This window comes from Geodermatophilus sp. URMC 60 (assembly GCF_053502585.1).
Genome location: NZ_CP199958.1, coordinates 4,640,571 through 4,661,079 on the forward strand (window position 1 = coordinate 4,640,571; position 20,509 = coordinate 4,661,079).

Below are 20,509 nucleotides of genomic sequence, written 5' to 3' on the forward strand. Positions count from 1 at the left end.
CTGCGCCTGGTCGGGGAGGTCGACGGCCGCCGACTGGGACAGGAGGTACTGCTTCGCCTGGCGGTGGAACGAGCCCTGCGCCGGGACGTCCGGTTCCCCAGCCGGCTCCTCAGACGGGGCCGAGGCGCCGACCGAGGTCGGCCGGATCGACGGGGCGACCGAGGTAGGTGCCCTGCCCGGCGTCGCAGTCCAGCTCCTGCAGGACGGTGACCTGGGCCTGCGTCTCCACGCCCTCGGCGGTGACCGTGAGGCCGAGCAGGTGGGCCAGCGACACGATCGACCCGACGAGCTGGACGTCGACGGGGTCGACCGCGTCGTCGGAGCGCAGTCCGCGGAGGAAGGAACCGTCGAGCTTGAGCTCGTCGAGCGGCAGCCGCCGCAGGTAGGCGAGGTTGGAGTAACCGGTGCCGAAGTCGTCGATGGCCAGGCGCACGCCCATCCCGGCGAGCGCGTCGAGGGTGTGACCGGTGAGCGGGTCGGTGCCGATGACGGCGCTCTCGGTGATCTCGAGCTGGAGCTGCTGCGGGTGCAGCCCGCTGTCGGAGAGGGCGGCGCGGACGTCGTCGACCAGGTGCTCGTCCCGGAGCTGCCGGCTGGCGAGGTTGACGCTGACGAACGGCCCGCTCCGACTGGCCCCGAACCAGGAGAACGCCTGCCGGCAGGCAGCCCGGAGCACGTGCCGGCCGAGGGGGACGATCATCCCCGACTCCTCCGCCAGGCCGACGAAGCTCTCGGGGCCGAGGAGCCCCATGCGCGGGTGCTCCCACCGGACCAGCGCCTCCACCCCGTGCAACCGGCCGTCGGCAAGGCGCCGCAGGGGCTGGTAGTGGACCAGGAGGTCCTCCCCCGCCAGCGCCGCGGGCAGCGCGGAGGAGAGCCGGTACCGGGTGATCTCCCGGGCGTCGCGCTCCGGCTCGAACAGCGCCCACTGGCTCCTGCCGTCGGCCTTGGCCCAGTAGAGCGTCATGTCGGCGGCACGCAGCAGCTCCGCCGGGTCGATGTCGGCGATCGACCGCTCCACCACACCGACGCTGGCGGTGATCTCGACCCGGCGACCGCCCAGCTGCACCGGCTGCGCCACCGCGGCGAGGACCTCCTCGGCGAGCGCGACCAGCTGCGCGCTGTCCGACGTCCCCGGGACGAGGACGACGAACTCGTCCCCGCCGAGCCGGGCGACCGACAACCCGCGGTCGCGCACCACGGACACGAGGCGTTGGGCGACCGCCACGAGCAGCTGGTCGCCGACCTCGTGCCCCAGGGTGTCGTTGACCGCCTTGAAACCGTCGAGGTCGAGGTAGCACAGCCCCGCCCGGGCACCCGGCGCCGCCCGGGCGAAGACTGCGTCCAGGTGGGCGAGGAACGTCCTGCGGTTGGGCAGCCCGGTCAGCGCGTCGTGCTGGGCCTCGAACTCGAGCCGGCGGCGCAGGTGGCGCAGCGCGGTGACGTCGTGGATCAGGGCCAGCTGGTACCGCGGCCGGCCGTCCCCGTCGCGGAGCAGCGACACCGTGAGGTCGGTCCACACCGACTCGCCGTCGGACTTGAGGAACTGCTTCTCCAGCCGGAAGGAGTCCCGTTCCCCGCGGGTCAGCTCCTCGTAGAGCCGCCACACCTGCTCGACGTCGGCAGGGTGCATGAACTCCTGCACGGAACGGCGGCGGAACTCCTCGACCGGGTAGCCCAGCAGCCGCACCAGGGCCGGGTTGACCTCCAGGATCCGGCCCTGCAGGTCGCCGATCCCGATCCCGATCGAGGCTCCCTCGAAGACCGCGCGGAAGCGCTCCTGGCTGACGTGCAGCGCCTCCCGCGCCTGCTCCCGAGCCGCCGCGGCCGCGGCCAGGATCTGCTCCTGCTCGCACAGCGCCCGCTCCTGCAGCGCCGCGCTGAAGCCCTCGGCGACCGCCGCCACGAGCGCGTGCCACCGGCGGTCGGGATGGGCACCCTCGCGGAACGGCGCCGCCCCGCCGTCCTGCTCGCCGTCCAGGAGCACGCACAGGGTCTGGGTGAGGGACTGCGGGTTGGTGAAGTGGGCGTCGACCAGGGCGGCCCCCACCTGCCTGCCGACCGCCCCCTGGCGGGCCGGCGGCCCGTCGAGCGCGGCGAGGAGCCGGTGCAGCAGCCCCCGCAGCAGCCCCTCCAGCTCGTCGGGCTGCAGCGGTACGTAGCTGGTCCCGGCGACGGCGTCGGCCCACCGCGCGGCGAGGGCACCCACGGGGTCCGGGGGGACGGCGGCGCCCACCTGGTCCCCGTCGTCCCGGGAGCCCGCCACCGCCGTGCTCACGTGCGACAGCCGACCCCGGCGAAGCCGGTGGTCCGCTCCGGGTGCCGGGCCGCCGCCTCCGGGTCGTCCGGCCGCCAGAGCGGCAACCACACCAGCCCGGGGTCGACGAGCTCGAAGCCGTCGAAGAACCGCGCGATCTCCCCGCGGCTGCGCATCGTCATCGGCGTCGGGGTGCGGCTGTAGAGCTCGCGGTGGGAGGCGGCCGCCTCCGGACGCCCGTCGGCGCTGGCGTGGGACAGGACGAGGTGGCTGCCCGGTGCCAGCTGGTCCCGGATCCGGGCCAGCGCCCCGAAGGGGTCGTCCTCGTCGCCCACGAAGTGCAGGACGGCCACCACGAGCACCGCGATCGGCTGGTCCAGGTCGAGCGTCGCCCGGACCGTCGGGTCCTCCAGGATGGTCTCCGGCGCGCGCAGGTCGGCGTGGACCACGGCGGTGTGCTCGTCGCCGGCGAGGAGCGCGTGGCTGTGGGCCACCGCCACCGGATCGCTGTCGACGTACACGACGCGGGCTCCCGGACGGGCCTGCTGGGCGGCCTCGTGCACGTTGCCCACGGTGGGGATGCCGGAGCCGATGTCGAGGAACTGGGTGATGCCCCGTCCCGCCAGGTAGTGCACCGCCCGGCGCAGGAACGCACGGTTGGCCTGCATGATCACGGGGAGTTCCGGCCACAGGGAGATGGCCTCCCGCGCCATGCGCCGGTCGACCTCCAGGTTGTGCGAACCCCCGAGGTAGTAGTCGTACACCCGGGCCGCACTCGGGCGACTCAGGTCGACCTCGGGCGGGACCCAGCTCGGACGGTGCATGTTCCGCACTCCTCCTCCAGTGACCACTGGCTCGCATCCAGCGGCCCCGACGGACGACGGCCTCGATTTCACCCGCATCTGTACCGGAGACAACGCTGTTCCGGTGCCCGATCGTGCCGGTGTCGGGCGACACGCCGGAGTGGCCTCCCCCATCGGACGCTGGGCCCGTCCGGTGGCCGCCCTGCGACGGATCGGTCGCCGACACCCAGCCGGGCAGCGGGCACGGCCAGGCGGCGGTCACGGGATGTGGCTAGAATTCCTCACACGATGTGGCCACAAAGGGGGTCCGAGTGAGCTCGGTCGGCATCCGCGAGCTGCGCGACGGGCTGAGCCGGTACCTGGCCGAGGTGCGCGCCGGGCGCACCCTCACCGTCACCGACCACGGCCGCCCGGTAGCCCGGATCGTCCCGGTCGACGAGTCGAGCCCGCTGGAGCGGCTGATCGCCGAGGGCCTCGTACAGCCGGCCCGCCGCCGCGAGCGGTCGGCGCCGCAGCCCGTCGAGGCCTCCGGGACGGTCAGCGACCTGGTCGCCGAGCAGCGCAGGTGATCGCCTACTTCGACACGTCGGCAGTGGTGCCGCTGCTCGTCGAGGAGCCGGGGACCGACGTCTCCCTCCGGGTCTTCCTCCAGGCCGAGAGCGTGGCGACCGTCCGGATGACGTTCGCCGAGACCTCCGCGGCGCTCGCCCGCGCGTCCCGGCTCCGTCGCCTGACGACCGACGCGCACGACAGGGCACTGGCCGGACTCGAGTCGGTCTGGGCCCAGATGGACGTCCTCGACGTGGACGACGACCTCGTCCGCGCGGCAGGGGCGCTGGCGCGCGAGCACGCCCTCCGCGGCCACGACGCCGTGCACTGCGCCGCGGCCCTGCGGGTCGTCAGCGCGACGACCGTCGCACTGGCCGGTGACCGGGACCTGCTCACGGCCTGGCAGCGGGAGGGTCTGCAGGTCCTCGACACGCAGTCCTGACCCGGCACCACTGCCGAGCGGGGACTCGTCAGCCGGTCGACTCCTGCGAATCGGGCGAGGACGGGTCCGACACCGGCTCCCGGCGAGCAGGTCTACGTCGCGCGGGGACCGTCCGGGGGCACGTTCTCCCAGAGCTCGTCGAACGCGATGCTGTCGAAGAAGGCGGTGCCGTCGATGACCTTGCCGTCGCGCAAGGTCATGAACCAGGCGTAGGTGTTGCGGTAGGTCGTCCCCGCCGTGGTGGTCCCTTCGCCGTCCCACATGACGATGACCGCGTCCCCGTCGGCGTAGATGCCGCGGATGTCGACCGGCCGGAACGGCGTGTCCGCTCCGAACCGCGCACCGAAGGGGTGCAGGACCTCGTCGCCGAACTGCTCGGCACTGCCGTACGTCCCCGAGACCCGCGACCGGCCGACGATCTCCCAGGTCATGCCGTCAGCGAAAATGCTGGCGACGTACCCCTCACCGCGTGACCACGCTCCGAAGGCGTCGGCCACGATCTCCCGGTTCGTCTTCACCCGTCAGGACCTCCTCGGACGGTGGCGCGCCACCCTCGGCGGCAGCCCGCACGGCCCCACCGTCGATGCCCGCGCAATCCTCGCCCGTCCGCACCCCGTGCGGGCCCGCCCCGACCACGCCGAGGGACCGGGCCGACAGTCGAATCGGTCCGGTGCCTCCCCGCCCCGCGCGCCCTCATGGGCCGGCAGAGCGCGCCGTCCACCGACGGCGCTGGTCGGCGCTACCGTCCGCCGGTGACCTCCGAGGACGGCGGGCCGCCGCGGGGCCGCCTGGCCCGGACGGCGCGGCTGGCCGCGCTGCCCGCGGCGTACGCCGGCCGCACCGCCCTCGGGATCGGCAAGCGGATCGGCGGCCGCCCGGCCGAGGTGGTCGCCGCGCAGGTCCAGCAGCGCACCGCCGAGCAGCTGTTCGCCGTCCTCGGGCAGCTCAAGGGCGGCGCGATGAAGGTCGGCCAGGCGATGTCGGCGATGGAGGCCGCGCTGCCCGAGCACCTGGTCGGCCCCTACCGCGAGGCATTGGTCCGGCTGCAGGAGGCGGCGCCGGCCATGCCGGCCGGCCTCGTGCACGGCCAGCTGGAGGCGTCCTTCGGACCCGACTGGCGGCGGCTGTTCGAGGGCTTCGACGACCGGCCGGTCGCGGCGGCCAGCGTGGGGCAGGTGCACCGCGCCACCTGGTCCGACGGCACCCCGGTCGCCGTGAAGGTCCAGTACCCGGGCGCCGGGGAGGCGCTCGTCGCCGACCTGCGGGTGCTGCAGAAGGCGGCACCGCTGATGCAGGCCGCCATGCCCGGCCTCGACGCCCGGCAGCTGCTCGCCGAGCTGCGCGACCGGCTCGTCGAGGAGGTCGACTACGTCCGGGAGGCCGACGCCCAGACGGCTTTCGCCGACGCCTACCGCGGTGACCCGGACGTCGCCGTCCCGGACGTGCTGGCCGTCGAGGGCCGGGTCCTGGTCACCCGCTGGGTCGACGGCACTCCGCTGTCGCGGGTCATCGCCGGCGGCACCCAGGACGACCGGGACCGCGCCGGCCGGCTGCTGGTCCGCCTGCTCGCGTCCGCTCCTGGGCGCGCCCGCCGGCTGCACGGCGACCCGCACCCGGGCAACTTCCGGCTGCTGCCCGACGGCCGGCTCGCCGTCCTGGACTTCGGGGCGACCGAGGCCCTGCCGCACGGCTGGCCGGCCCGGCTCGGCCCGCTGCTCGCCGCCGGGCGGGACGGCGACGCCGCGGCGCTGCACCGCATCGCCGCCTCCGCGGGACTGCTGCGGCCGGACCAGGTCAGCGGGGAGGCCCTGCTGGCGCTGCTCGACCCCTACCTGCAGCCGCTGCGCAGCCCCACGTACCGGTTCACCCGGACCTGGATGCAGGAGCAGACCCGGCTCGCCTCCGACCCGTTCAGCACCGCCGCCCGGACCCAGCGCCGGCTGACCATCCCGCCGCGCCACCTGCTGCTCCAGCGCGTGGCCGCCGGGCTGGCCGGCGTCCTCTGCTCACTGGGCGCCACCGTGGCCGTCGACGCCGAGCTCCGGCGGTGGCTGCCCGGCTACGACCCCTCCCGGGACGCGGGCACCCGGTCCTGACCGGACCGTCGAATCGGTCACGCAGGAGGACGGCGCCGTCACTCAACTGTCAGACCCTCGTGGACGATGTAACGGAGATGACCAGGACCGATTGCGTCGACATCACGCTCTGCACGAACGGCGTGCTGACGTACGACGAGATCGGCGGGCACCTGCGCCCTGCGGGCACCGGATCCGTCGAGATCGACCTGACCAGGCTCAAGTTCATCGACCCGGCGGGTCTGGTGAGCCTGGCTGTCATCGCCGAACGGGCGAGGCTCCTGCACCGCCCCGTCCGCTTCCGCAAGCCCGAGGGCGGCGACGTCGCCAACTACCTCACCCGGATGCGGCTCGGGGAGCAGCTCGCCGGACTCGACGTGGTGCACGACCTGCCCCAGGTGCGGGAGCGCCGGCTCGGCCACCGCCTGGTTGAGCTGCGCCGCTTCGACGGGGAGGCCGGGCTGGACACCGTCGCCGCCGCCCTGGTGCAGACCTACGTCGACGACCACCCCGAGCTCATCCAGCCGCTGTACGCGGCGCTCGACGAGATGGCCAGGAACGTGCTGGAGCACAGCACCCGGTCGCACGGCTACGTGGCGCTGCAGCGGTACGACAACCGGAGGGACATCTCGTTCGCCGTCGGTGACAGCGGCATCGGCCTGCGGAAGCGGCTCGCCGCCGCGTTCCCGGTGCCCGACGACCGGACGGCGATCGTGCGCGCCGCGCAGGTGCACGTCACCTCCATCGGCCGCCCGGGTCGCGGGCGCGGCATCAGCCGGGTCATCGGCATCACCGGCGAGCACCGCGGGAGTGTGACGCTGATCAGCGGAGCGGCCAGCGGCACCTTCCGACGCGGCCAGCCGGAGCCGGAGCTGACCGATCTGCCCGCGTCCTATCCCGGTACGCTCGCCCACGTGCGCCTGAGCCTGTGAGGAGGTCGATGACCGTGCCTGCTGTCCTCCCACCGATCGAGGTCCCCCAGCTGAGCGGCGGCCGCGAGCGCGCCCGTGCTCTGGTCGACGGCCTCGCCGACCGCATGGCCGGCGCGACCATCGTGGTCGACTTCCGCCGCATGGTCGCCGGGACGCCGTCCTTCGCCGACGAGCTCGTCACCCGCGTGCTGGTCGACGGTGGCGCCGCGGCGCTGCGCGCGGAGCACGTCACCCGTGAGTTCGGCGAGTACCTCCTCGAGGCCGCCCGGGACCACGGCGTCGCGGAGCGCCTGCAGACCGGCTGACGGCACTCAGTCGGCGGCGCGGACGGCCTCGCCCGTGACCCGCATCGCCGTCGCCCACGCCTCGGCCTCCGCCGAGGCGGTGCCGGAGTCGTCGCCCTGGAACCAGGGCAGTGCGGCCGCCTCCCACGCCAACGCGGTCTCCCGTGCGGCGGACGACGACACGCGGTGCACCAGCATCTGGTACCTCGCCCGGGCGGCCGAGAGCTGCTGCTCCGTGCTCCGCAGGGGCAGCAGCTGGCTCCGGTCCCGCACCAGCGCCGCCCGGTAGTCGGCCATCGCGGCCTGCAGCTCGATCAGGGTGTCGCGCTGGAACTCGCGCGAGGCGCGCTCCCGCTGCTCCTGCCGCGCCCGCGCCGCGGCGCGGGCCCTGAGGGACTCGGCGGTGGCCTGGGCGGCGACCGTGAGCAGCCCGCCGACCACCACGCCGATGAAGCCCCAGACGGCTGTGCTCACTGCGCTCCCCCTCGCCTACCCACGGTGAAGGCTAGGGCCGGGGTACGACAACCACCCGGCCCCGCACGAGCGGCCGGCCCCTCCGCCGCCCGACACCGAGGGCGTCAGGGGGCGGAGGGGCCGGCCGCGTCCAGGGGCTCGCCGCGAGGACGAGGCTCGTGCTCAGATCCCGGCGGGCACGCGGTCCGTCGGACGCCGGCGGGCGCCGAGCACGGTGCGGGCCAGGCGCATCGGGCCGGTGTCCCAGGGCCGCAGCGTCTCCGCCGACGGAACCGGCGCCTCGGCCGCCATGGCAGCCTGCTCCGCGGCCCGCACCGCAGCGGCCCGCTCGGCCCGGGCAACAGCCTCGGCGGCCTCCCGGCGGGCGACGATGGCGGCCTTCTGCCGGTCGATCCGCTCCTTCTCCGCCATCACGAGCATCTCCTCGCGCGCGGCGGCGACCGTCAGCCGCGACTCCTTCTGCATCTCCTCGACCTGGACGTCCCCCGAGTCGCGCAGCGCCGCGAGCTTGTCGTACGCCGACGGCGGGCCGAAATTCAGCAGCAGCTTCATCAGCACCGGCAGGATCTCGATGCTCATGAACAGCAGCGACAGCATCACCTGCGCGGCAGCCAGGGTGGCGTTGCGGTCACCCAGCCGGTCCAGCGCCTCCAGCCGCGCGAGGATCCCGTCGGAGTCCTCGACCGTCGCGTCGAACGCCGTCTGCAGCCGGGTCTGCTCCGCGGTCAACCGCTCCAGCTCCGCCCGGTCGGACTCCAGCGACGCCGACGCCAGCTCCGCAGCCCGCCCCTCGGCCGCCGAGGCGGCGTCCGTCGCCGCGTCCAGGGCGGACCGCGCCGAGGCCACCACCGCGGTCTGCGCGTCCGCGGCCGCCCGCGCCTCGACGTACGCCTGGCCCGTGCCGGCGTCCCCGGTGCCGCAGGTGCCGTCCAGCTCGCACTGCGCCTTCGCCTCGAGCTCCCGCTGGGTCGCCAGCGCCGCGTCGTAGGCCTGCTGGGCCGCCGTCGCGTCGCCGTGCACGGCCGCCAGCTGCGGGTCGGCGACGCCACCGGAGGCCACGATCGACTCCTGCAGCGCCACCTCCTCCCGCAACGCCGACAGCCCGGCAAAGCGCGCGTCGGTCTCCAGCGACTCCCGGTAGGCGTCGGCCGCCTCGGCCTGCATCGCCTTGACCTCGGTGTCGATCTCCGAGGAGAACACCTGCAGCGTCAACGGGGTCGCGATCACCGCGCCCAGGATCAGCGCCAGCCCCACCCGGGGGACGGCGAGCACCAGGTTCCGCTTCAGCGAGGCGTCGTGCGCCATCCCGACCAGCAGCATCCGGTCGAGGTTGACCACGACCGCGCCCCAGCCCAGGCCCACCAGCAGCGCCAGCGGCCACCACACACCCAACGCCATCGCCACGGCGAACGCCATCGAGACGACCGCCAGTCCACCGGTGCTCAGCAGGACGCCGCCCAGCGCCACGAACCGCGGCCGCGCACCGGGCGCGGCCTCCAGCACATCGGGGCGGGCGCCTCCCAGCACCGCCAGTCCGTTCCCCAGTCGTCCCTGCCATTCCGCCATACCGAGCCACTCCCGCGACGACGGGGGTAGAGATCAGTCCGTCGTCTCCCCCGCGCTATCGGCAGGGGACGGGCAAGGGGGCACACCGCGAGTCACAGCCGCCCCAGGAGGCATCAGCCCCGGACCGTGATCACCACCACGAGCCGGACCTGGGACGGCGCACCGCCCCTCGCCACCCGCTCGAGTTGCCGACCCCCCGCACCCACCGCAGGCTCGGCGTCTGCCCATCCCGGAGCCGCCATGCCCCCCGTCCGCCGCACCGCCGCGGTCCTCGCCGTCGTCCTGGCGGCCGCCGCGTGCACGAGCGACGGCGACGCGGGCCCGTCCCCGCGCACCGGGCCGGACGGCCGCCCCGCCCTGCTCGGCACCGTCGACCTCGACGCGGCCGTCGGCGGCGACGCCCGCCTCCTCGACCTCGCCGCCGATCCCGGCGGCGACCCGGTCGCGCTGCTCGGGGACGGCGGCACGCGGGCCTGGCTGGTCGAGGTCTCGCTCGGCGAGGACGGCCCGACGGCGACTCCGCTGCTGGAGCTGCCCGCTGTCGGCGACGACGCCGAGCTCGGCGTGCTGGCCGACGGCTCGTTCCTCGTCGCCAGCACGAGCCCGACCACCGGGTACCAGCTGCTCACCGTCCCGCCCGACGGTCGGGCCACGGTCACGGCCCTCGGCCTGCGTCCCGACCGGGCGGCCACCGCCCTCTCCGTCGACGGCAGCACCTTCTACGCCGCGCTCGCGCTCCCCGCGCCCGGCCCGGCGCAGCTGCTCGCCGTCGACCTGGCCGCCGGAGTGGTCACGATGACCGCGCCGGTCGTTCCCGGGGGCACGGTCGCCGCGCTCGGTCCCCGCCCGGACGGCGGCCTCGCCGTGCTGGTCGAGAGCGAGGAGGGACGGGCCGTGCTCACCACGTACGACGCCGACCTGCGGCCGGTGGGCGAGCCGGTCGACCTCGCGCCCGACGCCCCGGTCGGCGCGCCGGCCGACGTCGACGTGACCGCCGACGGCACCGTGGTCGCCACCGTGCACGTCAGCGACGGGCGGGAGCTCGGCCGGCTGGTCACCGTGGTGGACGGCGCGGTCGCCACCTCGGTGGAGCTGGACGGGGTCGGCGACTCCGCACTCGACCTCGTCGTCTCCCCCGACGGCGGCTCCGCGTGGGTGCCGCAGGCCGACCTCTCCTACCCCGCCGAGCTGGTCACCGTCGACCTGGCCAGCGGCGAGCGGGTCGCCACGGTGGCGCTGTGCGCCGGGGCGGCGGTGCTGGGCGACGTGGCCCCGCTCGGCGGGGACGCCGGGCTGGTCGCCACCGGCTCCTGCGTGGACGGCGACGGCCCGCAGGCCACCGCCTTCCTGGTCGGCTGAGGATCAGCCCTTCATCGAGCGGACGACCAGCGCGGCCGCGCCGTAGGCCAGCGAGCTGGCGACCGCCCGCAGCGTGGTCGCCCGGCCGGCCTGGGCCGCGGCCGCCAGCGCGGTCAGCGCGTCGATGGCGTTCATGCCGGCCACCACCGCCAGCCCGCGGTCGACCTCGTCGTCGGTGCGCGCGGTCAGCGCCAGGACCGAGATCGCCAGCGCCCGGCTACCGAACAGCCGCTGCAGCTGCAGGCCGGCCGCGGTGACCGGCACGCCGTAGGTCCCGGCGACCACCCTCGGCGCGACGACGCTGGTCAGCCCGAAGACCGCCCCCGTGGCGCCCAGCGCCCTCGCCAGCTGCTGCTTCGACATCCCCGCGACCGTCGACGCCATGACGAACCCCTCCCGAGCGGACCCGGACGGCTCGGCTCACCGTCTGCCGGGAGTCAACCAGCAACGCCGCCCCGTCGCAGCGGACGCCGGCGGCTACCGTCCCGACATGGCTGCCGACCCCGGCCAGGGTCCACACCGGCCTCCCGACGTCGAGCTCGCCCACCGCTCCACCGCCTGGGGCGTGATGCGCAGCCGCACGGTGGGCACGGTGCGCGACGGCGTCCCCGAGGTGGTCGTCGTCCCCGGCCTGGCCGTGGCGGACTACCTCCAGCCGGCGCTGCGCCAGCTCGGGACCTGGACCCGCGCGCACCTGGTCGAGCTGCCCGGCTTCTCCGGCAGCGGCGAACCGCCGCACCCGCTGGACGTCGCCCAGTTCACCGACGCCGTGGTGCAGTGGCTCGACGCCAGCGGCCTCGGCGGCGTGGTGCTCGCCGGGCACTCCAGCGGCACGCAGGTGGCGGCGCGGGTCGCGGTCCGCCGTCCACGGGACGTGCGGGCACTGGTCCTGGCCAGCCCCACGATCGACCCGCGCTACCGCAGCCTGCGCCGGGTGCTGCTGGCCTGGCGCCGCAACCACGCCCTGGAGCCGCCGAGCCTCGACGCGCAGCACGCCTCGGAGCGGCAGCGGGCCGGGCTGCGCCGGGTCCGGCACGCGCTGTCGGCGCACCTCGCCGACGCCCTCGAGGACGTCGTCCCGCAGGTGCCGGTGCCGGTGCTCGTGCTGCGCGGCGACCAGGACCGCCTGTGCACCGAGGAGTGGGCGCGCGAGCTCGCCGCGCTGGCCCCGGACGGCCGGTTCTGCGCCGTGCCCGGCGCGCACAGCTTCGTGTGGACGGCGCCGGATGCCTGGTCCGCCCCGATCGAGGACCTCGCGCGCCGGCCGGAGTGACCCGGCCGGGCCCTGCTCGCGGCCGGGACTCAGCGGTCGGGCTCAGCTGTCGGGTCGGCGCCAGGCGGGGTCGCGGCCGGTGAGGCCGAGCAGCCGGTCCAACGGCGGGGCGTCGTCGGGCACGGGCACCGGCGGGCCGAACAGCCCAGGCGTAGGCCCCTCGGCGGCGGCCTGTGCGGCGAACCCCGTGCACGCCGCCACCGACGCCGGGTCGGCCGCGTACTCCTGCCCGGTGGCGACGGCGAGGTCCCAGCCGTGCACCAGCACCTCGTCGAGCGCCACGATCCCGGCGACCGGCGCGGGCATCACCACGCCGCCGGCCTCCGCGGTCCCCTCCCACGCCGAGGGCTGCCGCCACGCGGCGACCAGCGCGTCGAGCTGTGCGGGGATCCGGGTGCGCCAGTCGGGCGGCAGGTCCTCCGGCGACGCCGATGCCTGGCCGGGCACCGGCGTCTTCTCGGCGGCCATCCGGAACGCGGTGGTCAGGCCCGCCAGGTGCGCGAGCAGTCCGGCCACGGACGTGCCGGCGCACGGGGTCGGGTCGCCGAGCTGGTCGTCGCGGATGCCGGCCACTACCCGGGCCACCTCGGCCGCCTGCGGGCCGAGGTCGAGCTGCGTCGTCTCCATGGAGGGCAGACCGGTCGGCGTCCCGGAAGTCACCGGCGTGTCGGCGGGTGTCGCGCCGCCGGCTCCCGGGACGACGTCGTCGTCTTCGCGCACCTCACAGGCTGAGCTCCCCGGTCCTCACACTGCGCCGCCGTACCATGACGGCTCGCGTCCACGAGGGAGAACACCGTCCCATGCCGCACGGCTCATCGGATCGCTGGCCCACCCTCCGCTTCCGCCGGGTCCGCGGGACCACGAGCGCCGACCGGCCCGCGGACGACTGGTCCGGCTACGACGGCGGCTCGGCGCCGGTCCCTCCGCGCCGCTCGCCGTGGGACGACGTCGACCGGTACGGCCCCCCGCCGGCGGAGCGTCCCGGACGACGGTCGCGCGGTCGGGACCACCGCGACGACGAGCCGCGCCCCGCCCGAGGGCGGTGGGACCGCGACGACCGCCCGGACCGGCCCCGCTCCCGCACACGCCGGCAGCTCGTCCGGCCGCTGACGGGGTTGCTCGTCGTCGTCCTCGTCGTCCAGCTCCTCGTGATGGTCTCCCTGCGCTGGATCGACCCGCCGACGACGGCGTTCATGGCGGCCAACCCGGATGACGTCGTGCAGGAGTCGGTGCCGGTCGAGTACGTGTCGCGCAACTTCCTCGCCGCGGTCATCGCGCACGAGGACGCCAAGCTCCCCTACCGCGCCGGCGCCTTCACCTGGGACGAGATGTGGGCCCGCGGGTACGCGCACCTCTCCGGCGAGGAGGACCCGTCGGGCTCGACCATCCCGCAGCAGGTCGCCAAGAACCTCTTCCTCAACCAGGAGATGAGCGCCTGGCGCAAGGCGGTCGAGGCCGGGCTGTCCGCGGAGCTGGCGCTGGTGGTCGACGACCGGCGGATGCTCGAGCTCTACGTCAACTACGCCCAGTTCGGTCCGGCGCTCTACGGCGTCTGCGCGGCCAGCTGGTACTACTTCGACCGCCCGCCGCAGGACCTCCCGGTCGAGCAGGCCGTGCAGCTGGTCGGGCTGCTGCCCTCGCCCGGGCACGTGCAGCGGGCGCCCGGCGGCGGCCTGGACTTCGACGTCGCCGACGGCCAGGGCTGGCTCTCCCGCTCGCACGTCATCAACGCGCAGAACCGGGTGCCCCGGCACATCGAGCGCCTCGGGTTCCGGCCGGTCGAGGACGCCGGGGTGACCGGCCTGGCGAGCGACCAGGCCCCCTCCGGCGACGACTGCTCGACCCGGCCGCGGGCGGTCGCCGACCTGATCGCCGCGGAGGGCACTGCCTGACGCAGCCTCTGCCCCTGCTCACAGTGCGAAGCAGGGGCCGAGGAGGCGGAGGCCTCACACCTCCTCCGCAGACCCTCCGCCCTTGCTCACAGTGCGAAGCAGGGGCCGAGGAGCCGAGCCCGACAACTGCTCCCCGGGACCTCTGCCGCTGCTCACAGGAGTAAGCAGGGGCCGAGGTTGCCGGAAGAGACATCTCGCGGCTCGGCCACAGCGCTCGGCGTCCGGGCGTCCGACCGAGCTGCCCGGCAGACCCAGGCCGTGCCGGGACGGCGACACTGGAGCGACGTCAGCGCCTACCGTCTGCCGACGCGATCCCGGACCACGGGGCACGCATGGACGTCATGGCACTGGCGCGCGCCGAGCGCGAGGACCTGCTCGACCTCCTCCTCACGCTCACCCCCGACCAGTGGCGGGCGCCGTCGCTGTGCGCGGGCTGGACCGTCCAGGACGTCGTCGCGCACGTGCTCGGCTACGAGGAGCTGGGCCCGCGGCAGCTGACCGCCGGGCTCGGCGGCGCGATCGCCCTCACCGACGGGCTGATCCACCACCAGGACATCCGGCGCCCGCTCGGCCTCCTCCGCGAGTTGCCGGCGGAACGCGTGGTGCCCAGCACTGCGCACGGCCCTGTTCGCCCCCACGCTGCGGGGCGTGCTGCGCGTCCGCGACGTCCGCCTGGTCGCCACCGACGTCGACTGGACCTTCGGGCGTGGCCCCGAGGTGCGGGGCACGGCCGAGGCGCTGCTCATGGCGGTCGCCGGGCGGCGCTCCGTCGCCGACGAGCTCACCGGGCCCGGGCGCGAGCGGCTCGCGCGACGGCTCGCGGCCTGAGCGGCGTCAGAGCGGACGGACGGCGGCGGTGACCGAACGGGTGCCACCCATCCACGTCGGCAGCACCGCCGCCTTCGCCCCGGGCCCGCCGGTGACCACGATCCGGACGTCGTCGGCCGAGGCCGCCACCCGCAGGTCGCCGGCCCCGTAGGCGGACGACACCCCGGCCACCCGCGCGGCCGCCGCGGCGAGCACCGCGTTGCCCTCCGCGAACAGGAACCCCGACACCTCGCCCGGGCCCCATCCGTGGCCGTGCAGGAACCCGGCCAGCTCCGGCGGCAAAAGCAGGAAGTGCTCGCCGTCGCGGAAACGGCCCGGGTCGCCGGCGGCGAGCGCGACCCCGGCCAGGGCCGCGGCGGCCGGTGCGAGGACCTCGGCCGGCGTGCGGTAACCCGAGGCCGGCAGCACCTCGAGCAGCCCGCTCGCGCCGACCACGGTCACCGCGTCGCCGTCCGCCGGAGGCGGGAAGGGCCCCGGGAGCGACGCGGTGCAGCACGTGTACTTCCCCGGCCAGCCGATCGTCGCCATGTCGGTCAGCCCGGCCCGCGCACCGCCGATCCCGGCCAGCGCCAGCGTCACCGCCCGCCCGACGCAGGCGTTGGCCCGCGATCCCGGCCCCAGCCCGCCGGCCGGCGTCAGCCCGAGGGACGACGCGACCTCCCCGTGCACCAGCACCGCCACCGTGGGCGACCCCGTCGTCGTCGCGATGCCCAGCAGGTTGAACCGCGGCTCCAGCGCCGCCCGCACGGCGGCCACCACCACCGGCAGCTCGGCCGGCCGGCACCCGGCCAGCACCGCGTACCAGGCCACCGCCCGCACGGTCAGCTCGCCGAACAGCGGCGGCACCTGCCCGAGGACGGCATCGGGCTCGGCGACGCCGTCCACCATCGCCGCGAGCCGGGCGGCGGTGGGCGGCAGCACCGGCAGGCCGTCCCCGTGCCCGGCGGCGAGCAGATCCGCGGACACCGACGCCGGGTCGGCGTCGGGACCGGACAGCGGCAGGTCAGGCACGGTTCACGGACGGGAGGGCACGGCGCGCGACACCGCCGCCGTCGCCCCGAACGACGGGATCCACGCCGAGTGCTTGCCCGCTCCCCCGGCGACCAGCACGTGCAGCATCTCCGGACCGGTGCTGATCGGGTAGGCGCCGCCGTCGGGCTCGACCCCCCAGTCGGCGAACTGCCGGCGGTTCTCCTCGGAGAACTGCGACACCGGGATGCGCGCCTGCTCCCACAACCGGTCGCGGATCGAGTCGACCGTCCACCCGTCGCGGTGCAGCGTCGCCGCGTGCTCCGGCCCGAGCACCAGGAAGTGCGGACCCTTCACGTACACGTTGTTCGCACCGGCGGCGGCCATCGTCCCGGCGATCGTCATCAGCAGCCCCGCGCCCGTCGTCGATCCGTGGTCGTTCACGTTGTGCGGCCCCTCGCACGCCGCCACCGTCACCACCGACTCCCCCGGCGCGAAGCCGCGGCGCACCGAGAACGGCTCGAACGGGCTCTCCTCCTCGTTCTCGCCGAAGCACCACGTGTACTTCGCCGGCGTGCCCTGCGTCGACCGGTCCATCACGCCCGGCCGCGCACCGCCGACGTGCGTCGTGACCAGCTGCACGGCCCGCCCGATGACGGCGTTGGCCCGTGTCCCCTGCCCGAAGCAGTTCCCGCCGCTGTTGATCCCCAGCTCCCCGCGCACGGGGCCGTTCACGACCACCAGCGGCGCGCACGGGTGCGTCGTCGCGAGCACGCCGTGCAGGTTGTACTCGGGTGCCTGCAGGGCGCGGACGGCGGCGAGCACCACCGGCAGGTCCGCCGGTCGGCAGCCGGCCATCACCGCGTTGGCAGCGAGGCTCTCCCGGGTCGGCACCAGCCCGGATGGCGGCAGCGGCCCCAGCTCCAGGTCGATGCCCTCGAGCGCGGCGAGGACGGCCGCCACCCGGGCCGGGGTCGGCGCCACCAGCGGCAGCCCGTCACCCCAACCGCGGCGGAACGCCTCCTCCTGCCAGCTCTCCTCGGTCACCCCGGGCAGGTCCAGCACACCCGCGCTGCTGTGCGACGTCGGTGAGCTCACGCACTCCCCCTCGCCTCGTCGGCCATCCGCAGCAGGTCGGCCGACGCGGACTCGATCCGCCCGTCCAGCTCCTCGTCGTTGAGCCCGCCCACCGGGTGCGGCACCACGAGGAACCGCGGCTGCACCCGCCGCGCCTGGGCCTGCGCCTGCACCAGCGGCAGGAAGGTCTCGGTCACCACCAGCGGTGCCACGACACCGCGCCTCTCCAGTTCCACCGAGTCGTGGAGACTCCACGACGAGCACGAGCCCTAGTCGCCGACCGCCACCAGCACCATCTTGAAGCGCTGCGACAGCCAGTCGATCTGGTCGGCCTCCGCCGGCACCGAGGCGTTCTCCTTGGCCGCGAAGCCCAGCTCCGGCAGCTCCCAGTGCGCCCGGAGCAGCTCGCCCAGACCGCGCAGCAGCTCGGTGGCGTTCGGCTTGGAGTTGGTGAACAGCGCGACGTCGGTCCACGTCGCCGTGCTCTGGGCAGGGGCGGCGTGCGCGGCGTCGTCCTCCGGCAGCACGCCGTACGTCGGGTCGACGACGCGCAGCGACCCCGCCGCGGCCGACGGGGCCACCACCGCCGCCACCGCCGCTTCGCCGGCTGCCCGACCGTCGGCCTCGGCCGCGGCCAGCGACTGCTCCGCCCCGGCCCGCGCGTCGCCGGCCACGAGAACGCCGTCCGCCGGCAGCAACCGGCCCTCCGCGTCGGCGGCCAGCCCGGACACCAGGCCCTCCGGACCGCGGCGGTTCACGAACGGGAACACCCCCGCGACCGCGAGTTCGCGCTCCCCGTCGGCGGTGCGGACGACGAGCCCCGACAGCACGCCCTCGCCGCGCAGGGCGGTCACGGTGGCGCCGGGGACCACCTCGACCCGCTCGTCGGCCGCCAGTCGCGCCGCCCGCGCGGCCGACCACCGCGGCGCCCCCGGCACCAGCACGGTGACCGCCGACGCGGAGCCGGCCAGCTCCAGCGCCTCCTCCGCCGTCCACTCGTCGTCGCCGACCACCGCGACCGCGCGGCCGCGGAACAGCGGGCCGTCGCAGCCCGCGCACGTGGAGATCCCGCGGCCGACCAGCGCCTCCTCCCCCGGCAGCCCGAGCCGCCCGGCGGACAGCCCGGCCGCGACGACGACCGCACCGGCGGTCACCTCGCCGTCCGTCGTCTCCAGCCGCACCGGCGCGCCGGGGTGCACCCGGGTGACCTCGGTGCAGGAGATCCGCACGCCGGCGCCCTCGGCCGCCGCGGTCAGCGCCGCCGTGAGCTCGGGACCGGTGCCGCCCGGGTGGTCGTGCAGCGTCGTCAGGTTGACCAGCTGCCCGCCGGGGCTCATCCGCTCACAGGCGACGACGCGCAGCCCGCGCTCGGCGGCGACCCGCGCGGCGACGAGGCCCGCGGTGCCGGCCCCGACGACGGCGACGTCCCAGTCGGTGCTCATGCGACCCTGCTCTCGGGCGAGCTCACGAGCTCGCTCCCCAGCCCGGTCGAGATCCGCGGCCACAGCTCGTCGGCGCCCTCGGCGGCCAGCTGCCGGCCCAGCTCCCGGCTCCAGTACCGCTCGCTGCCGAACTCGTCGCGCCACGACCACAGCCGGCGGGAGAGCTGGCCGAGTTCGTACTCCTTGGTCATCCCGATGGCGCCGTGCGCCTGGTGGGACGCGCGCGCCGCGATGGTCGCCGCCGCGCCGGCGGCCGCCTTCGCCGCCGCGACGTCGAGGAACGACGGGTCGGGCCGGGCGTTCAGCGCGGCCACCTCGACGGCGAGCCGGGCCAGCTCGGCCTCCTCGGCGATCGTCACCAGGTGCGCCTGGACCGCCTGGAAGCGGGCGACCGGCCGGCCGAACTGCTGCCGTTCGCCGGTGTAGCGGACGGTCAGCTCGACCACCCGCGCCAGCGCGCCGGCGATCTGCGCGGAGCGGGCCAGCGCGCCGCGCAGCCGCAGCGCCGCGGCATCCACCCCGGGCGGGGCCGGAGCCACCGCGTCGTCGGGCAGCTCGACGTCGTCCCACACGAGGGTGTCGCGCGGCTCGGCGGCGAGATCGCGGCCGGGCGTGACGCTCGCCGCGGCGGTGGGCGCCGAGACGACGAACCGCTGCCCGCCGTCCTCGGCGAACGCGACCACCCGGGCGCTGCGCCCGCCCCACGGCACGCGCGACAGCCGCGCGGAGAACCGGCGACCGCTGAGCCGGACGGTGTCCTCGGGCCGGCCGACCGCCACCGACAGCGGGCCCTCCGGCAGCTCCAGCCCGGCCGCGGCCAGCGCCCAGCCGCCGAGCAGCCCGGCCTCGGCCAGCGGCACCGGGGCGGCGAACCGGCCGGCGACGCTCAGCAACGCGCAGGCGTCGGCGACGTCCCCGCCGGAGCCACCGGCCTCCTCGGGCACCGACACCGCGGGGAAGCCCGACTCGGTGAGCGCCGTCCAGAGCCCCTCGCTCCACCCGGTCGCCTCCGCGGCGACGACGTCGTCGGGCGTGCACAGGTCGCGGAAGAGGTCGGTCGCGACCTCGGTCAGCATCGTGCGGTCGTCGCTCATGCGGCCACCCCCTTGGCGGCGACGGAACGGAGGATCTCGGTGGTGCCGCCGCGCAGCGTGTACGACGGCGAGGTCAGCACCGCCTCGGCGAGCAGCGACCGGAACAGCGAGCCCGACCCCTGGTCCAGCTCGGTCTCGGCGACGTCCCGCAGCGCCTCGACGAGGTCCTGCTCGAAGCGGGTGCCGACCTCCTTGACCAGCGCCGCCTCGACCGCCGGTGCCTCCCCGGCGTCGAGCGAGCGGGCGACCGACAGCGACAGGTGCCGGATCGCCCGGGCCCGGGCCGCCAGCCGGCCGAGGACGACGGCCTCCTCGTCGGAGACGGCCGTCACGTCACGGCTCACGCCGGCGCGCTCGCGCAGCCACTCGCGCAGCACCGGGAAGGTCGACAGCCAGCGGTCGGGGCCGCTGCGCTCGTAGGCCAGCTCGCTGGTCACCTGCCGCCAGCCGGAGCCCAGCTCGCCGAGCACCATGTCGTCGGGCACGAAGACGTCCTCCAGCGCCACCTCGTCGAAGTGGTGGCTGCCGTCGAGGTACGGGATCGGCGAGACGGTGACCCCGGGCGCGGACAGGTCGACGATCAGCTGGGAGAGGCCGGCGTGCTTGCGGCCCTCCTCGACGGGCGAGGTCCGGCAGAGCACGGCGAAGAAGTGGTTGTTGTGGGCCTCGCTGGTCCACACCTTGGTGCCGGTGACCGTCCAGCCGCCGTCGGTCCGGGTGGCGCGGGTGCGCACCGAGGCGAGGTCGGAGCCCGAGTCGGGTTCGCTCATGCCGAGCGAGAAGTACAGCTCGCCGGCCGCGATGCCGGGCAGGAACCGCTGTTGCTGCTCCTCGGTGCCGAAGCGCAGCAGGGCCGGCGCGGTCTGCCGGTCGGCGACGAAGTGCGCGCCGATGGGCGCGCCGGCGGCGAGCAGTTCCTCGGCGACGAGGAACCGGTCGACGGCGCTGCGCCCGTGCCCGCCGTACCGGGGCGGGATCGCCATGCCGACCCAGCCGCGCTTCGCCAGCGTGCGGGAGAACTCCGGGTCGTGGCGGCCGGCGAAGCCGAGCGCCGGCCGGGAACCGGCGGGCAGCTCGGCGGCGAGGAACGCGCGCACCTCGGCGCGCAGGGCCTCCTCGGCCGGGGTGAGCGCGGTCGGCGCGAACTGCACGGTGTCCTCCTCGGGCGGAGCCCCGCCGGGCCGGCGACGGCG

Annotated in this window: 20 protein-coding genes and 2 pseudogenes; 10 read left to right on the forward strand and 12 right to left on the reverse strand. The window is 75.7% G+C overall.

Features of this window, described 5'->3' with window-relative positions:
* Nucleotides 1-109: 109 nt before the first annotated feature.
* Both ACWIX3_RS21835 and ACWIX3_RS21840 read right to left on the reverse strand, forming a co-directional pair.
* The gene (locus ACWIX3_RS21835) at nt 110-2,278 is read right to left on the reverse strand and encodes a putative bifunctional diguanylate cyclase/phosphodiesterase (RefSeq protein WP_448609445.1); all 2,169 of its coding nucleotides are present in this window, start codon (nt 2,276-2,278) and stop codon (nt 110-112) included.
* Nucleotides 2,275-3,081 (reverse strand): SAM-dependent methyltransferase, encoded by an 807-nt coding sequence (locus ACWIX3_RS21840; RefSeq protein ID WP_448609446.1) that lies wholly within the window; start codon nt 3,079-3,081, stop codon nt 2,275-2,277. The genes ACWIX3_RS21835 and ACWIX3_RS21840 overlap by 4 nt, the downstream gene beginning before the upstream one ends.
* A gap of 290 nt (nt 3,082-3,371) precedes the next feature.
* Between ACWIX3_RS21840 and ACWIX3_RS21845 the strand changes: the two genes are divergently transcribed.
* Both ACWIX3_RS21845 and ACWIX3_RS21850 read left to right on the forward strand, forming a co-directional pair.
* A complete protein-coding gene (locus ACWIX3_RS21845) occupies nt 3,372-3,629 on the forward strand; it encodes a type II toxin-antitoxin system Phd/YefM family antitoxin (RefSeq protein WP_448609447.1) in 258 nt (85 codons plus the stop codon).
* Nucleotides 3,626-4,051, forward strand: a complete 426-nt coding sequence (locus tag ACWIX3_RS21850) for a type II toxin-antitoxin system VapC family toxin (protein WP_448609448.1) — start codon at nt 3,626-3,628, stop codon at nt 4,049-4,051. Before ACWIX3_RS21845 ends, ACWIX3_RS21850 begins: the two co-directional genes overlap by 4 nt.
* Before the next feature lie 92 nt (nt 4,052-4,143).
* On the opposite strand, the gene ACWIX3_RS21855 is transcribed toward ACWIX3_RS21850, so the two are convergent.
* Entirely contained in the window at nt 4,144-4,569 is a 426-nt protein-coding gene (locus tag ACWIX3_RS21855; RefSeq protein ID WP_448609449.1) for a nuclear transport factor 2 family protein, read from the reverse strand.
* A 234-nt stretch (nt 4,570-4,803) separates the two neighbouring features.
* Between ACWIX3_RS21855 and ACWIX3_RS21860 the strand changes: the two genes are divergently transcribed.
* The 3 genes from ACWIX3_RS21860 (at nt 4,804) to ACWIX3_RS21870 (ending at nt 7,363) form a co-directional block, all read left to right on the forward strand.
* Entirely contained in the window at nt 4,804-6,147 is a 1,344-nt protein-coding gene (locus ACWIX3_RS21860) for an ABC1 kinase family protein (protein WP_448609450.1), read from the forward strand.
* A gap of 77 nt (nt 6,148-6,224) precedes the next feature.
* Nucleotides 6,225-7,058, forward strand: coding sequence for a hypothetical protein (locus ACWIX3_RS21865; RefSeq protein WP_448609451.1), 834 nt, complete (start codon nt 6,225-6,227; stop codon nt 7,056-7,058).
* 8 nt (nt 7,059-7,066) lie between these two features.
* On the forward strand, nt 7,067-7,363 hold the full coding sequence (locus ACWIX3_RS21870) for a hypothetical protein (protein ID WP_448609452.1): 297 nt from the start codon (nt 7,067-7,069) through the stop codon (nt 7,361-7,363).
* 6 nt (nt 7,364-7,369) lie between these two features.
* Here the strand turns inward: ACWIX3_RS21870 and ACWIX3_RS21875 are convergent, their stop codons facing one another.
* Both ACWIX3_RS21875 and ACWIX3_RS21880 read right to left on the reverse strand, forming a co-directional pair.
* A complete protein-coding gene (locus ACWIX3_RS21875) occupies nt 7,370-7,816 on the reverse strand; it encodes a hypothetical protein (RefSeq protein WP_448609453.1) in 447 nt (148 codons plus the stop codon).
* A 162-nt stretch (nt 7,817-7,978) separates the two neighbouring features.
* The gene (locus ACWIX3_RS21880; protein WP_448609454.1) at nt 7,979-9,382 is read right to left on the reverse strand and encodes a DUF4407 domain-containing protein; all 1,404 of its coding nucleotides are present in this window, start codon (nt 9,380-9,382) and stop codon (nt 7,979-7,981) included.
* A 240-nt stretch (nt 9,383-9,622) separates the two neighbouring features.
* On the opposite strand from ACWIX3_RS21880, the gene ACWIX3_RS21885 reads away from it, so the two are divergent.
* Entirely contained in the window at nt 9,623-10,741 is a 1,119-nt protein-coding gene (locus ACWIX3_RS21885; RefSeq protein ID WP_448609455.1) for a hypothetical protein, read from the forward strand.
* Between the two features lie 3 nt (nt 10,742-10,744).
* On the opposite strand, the gene ACWIX3_RS21890 is transcribed toward ACWIX3_RS21885, so the two are convergent.
* The gene (locus ACWIX3_RS21890; RefSeq protein ID WP_448609456.1) at nt 10,745-11,125 is read right to left on the reverse strand and encodes a hypothetical protein; all 381 of its coding nucleotides are present in this window, start codon (nt 11,123-11,125) and stop codon (nt 10,745-10,747) included.
* Between the two features lie 106 nt (nt 11,126-11,231).
* Here ACWIX3_RS21890 and ACWIX3_RS21895 point away from each other — a divergent pair, with 106 nt between their 5' ends.
* The gene (locus ACWIX3_RS21895; RefSeq protein WP_448609457.1) at nt 11,232-12,014 is read left to right on the forward strand and encodes an alpha/beta fold hydrolase; all 783 of its coding nucleotides are present in this window, start codon (nt 11,232-11,234) and stop codon (nt 12,012-12,014) included.
* Between the two features lie 42 nt (nt 12,015-12,056).
* Here ACWIX3_RS21895 and ACWIX3_RS21900 read toward each other — a convergent pair whose 3' ends face one another.
* A complete protein-coding gene (locus ACWIX3_RS21900; protein WP_448609458.1) occupies nt 12,057-12,734 on the reverse strand; it encodes a TIGR03086 family metal-binding protein in 678 nt (225 codons plus the stop codon).
* 80 nt (nt 12,735-12,814) lie between these two features.
* On the opposite strand from ACWIX3_RS21900, the gene ACWIX3_RS21905 reads away from it, so the two are divergent.
* From ACWIX3_RS21905 to ACWIX3_RS21915, 3 genes and pseudogenes are all read left to right on the forward strand, one after another.
* Complete coding sequence (locus ACWIX3_RS21905; RefSeq protein ID WP_448609459.1) at nt 12,815-13,906, forward strand: transglycosylase domain-containing protein; 1,092 nt, start codon at nt 12,815-12,817, stop codon at nt 13,904-13,906.
* A gap of 341 nt (nt 13,907-14,247) precedes the next feature.
* Nucleotides 14,248-14,520 (forward strand): annotated as a pseudogene (locus ACWIX3_RS21910) (maleylpyruvate isomerase family mycothiol-dependent enzyme); the annotation flags it as partial.
* 34 nt (nt 14,521-14,554) lie between these two features.
* Entirely contained in the window at nt 14,555-14,734 is a 180-nt protein-coding gene (locus ACWIX3_RS21915; protein WP_448612516.1) for a hypothetical protein, read from the forward strand.
* Between the two features lie 6 nt (nt 14,735-14,740).
* On the opposite strand, the gene ACWIX3_RS21920 is transcribed toward ACWIX3_RS21915, so the two are convergent.
* From ACWIX3_RS21920 to ACWIX3_RS21940, 5 genes and pseudogenes are all read right to left on the reverse strand, one after another.
* A complete protein-coding gene (locus ACWIX3_RS21920) occupies nt 14,741-15,745 on the reverse strand; it encodes a hypothetical protein (protein ID WP_448609460.1) in 1,005 nt (334 codons plus the stop codon).
* 3 nt (nt 15,746-15,748) lie between these two features.
* The gene (locus tag ACWIX3_RS21925; RefSeq protein WP_448609461.1) at nt 15,749-16,801 is read right to left on the reverse strand and encodes a hypothetical protein; all 1,053 of its coding nucleotides are present in this window, start codon (nt 16,799-16,801) and stop codon (nt 15,749-15,751) included.
* A pseudogene (locus ACWIX3_RS21930) lies at nt 16,798-18,222 on the reverse strand (UGSC family (seleno)protein). The gene ACWIX3_RS21925 and the pseudogene ACWIX3_RS21930 overlap by 4 nt, the downstream one beginning before the upstream one ends.
* Nucleotides 18,219-19,316 carry an acyl-CoA dehydrogenase family protein gene (locus ACWIX3_RS21935; protein WP_448609462.1) on the reverse strand — a complete coding sequence of 366 codons (1,098 nt, stop codon included), beginning with the start codon at nt 19,314-19,316 and terminating at the stop codon, nt 18,219-18,221. Before ACWIX3_RS21935 ends, ACWIX3_RS21930 begins: the two are co-directional and overlap by 4 nt.
* A complete protein-coding gene (locus ACWIX3_RS21940) occupies nt 19,313-20,467 on the reverse strand; it encodes an acyl-CoA dehydrogenase family protein (protein ID WP_448609463.1) in 1,155 nt (384 codons plus the stop codon). Before ACWIX3_RS21940 ends, ACWIX3_RS21935 begins: the two co-directional genes overlap by 4 nt.
* Between the last annotated feature and the right edge of the window lie 42 nt (nt 20,468-20,509).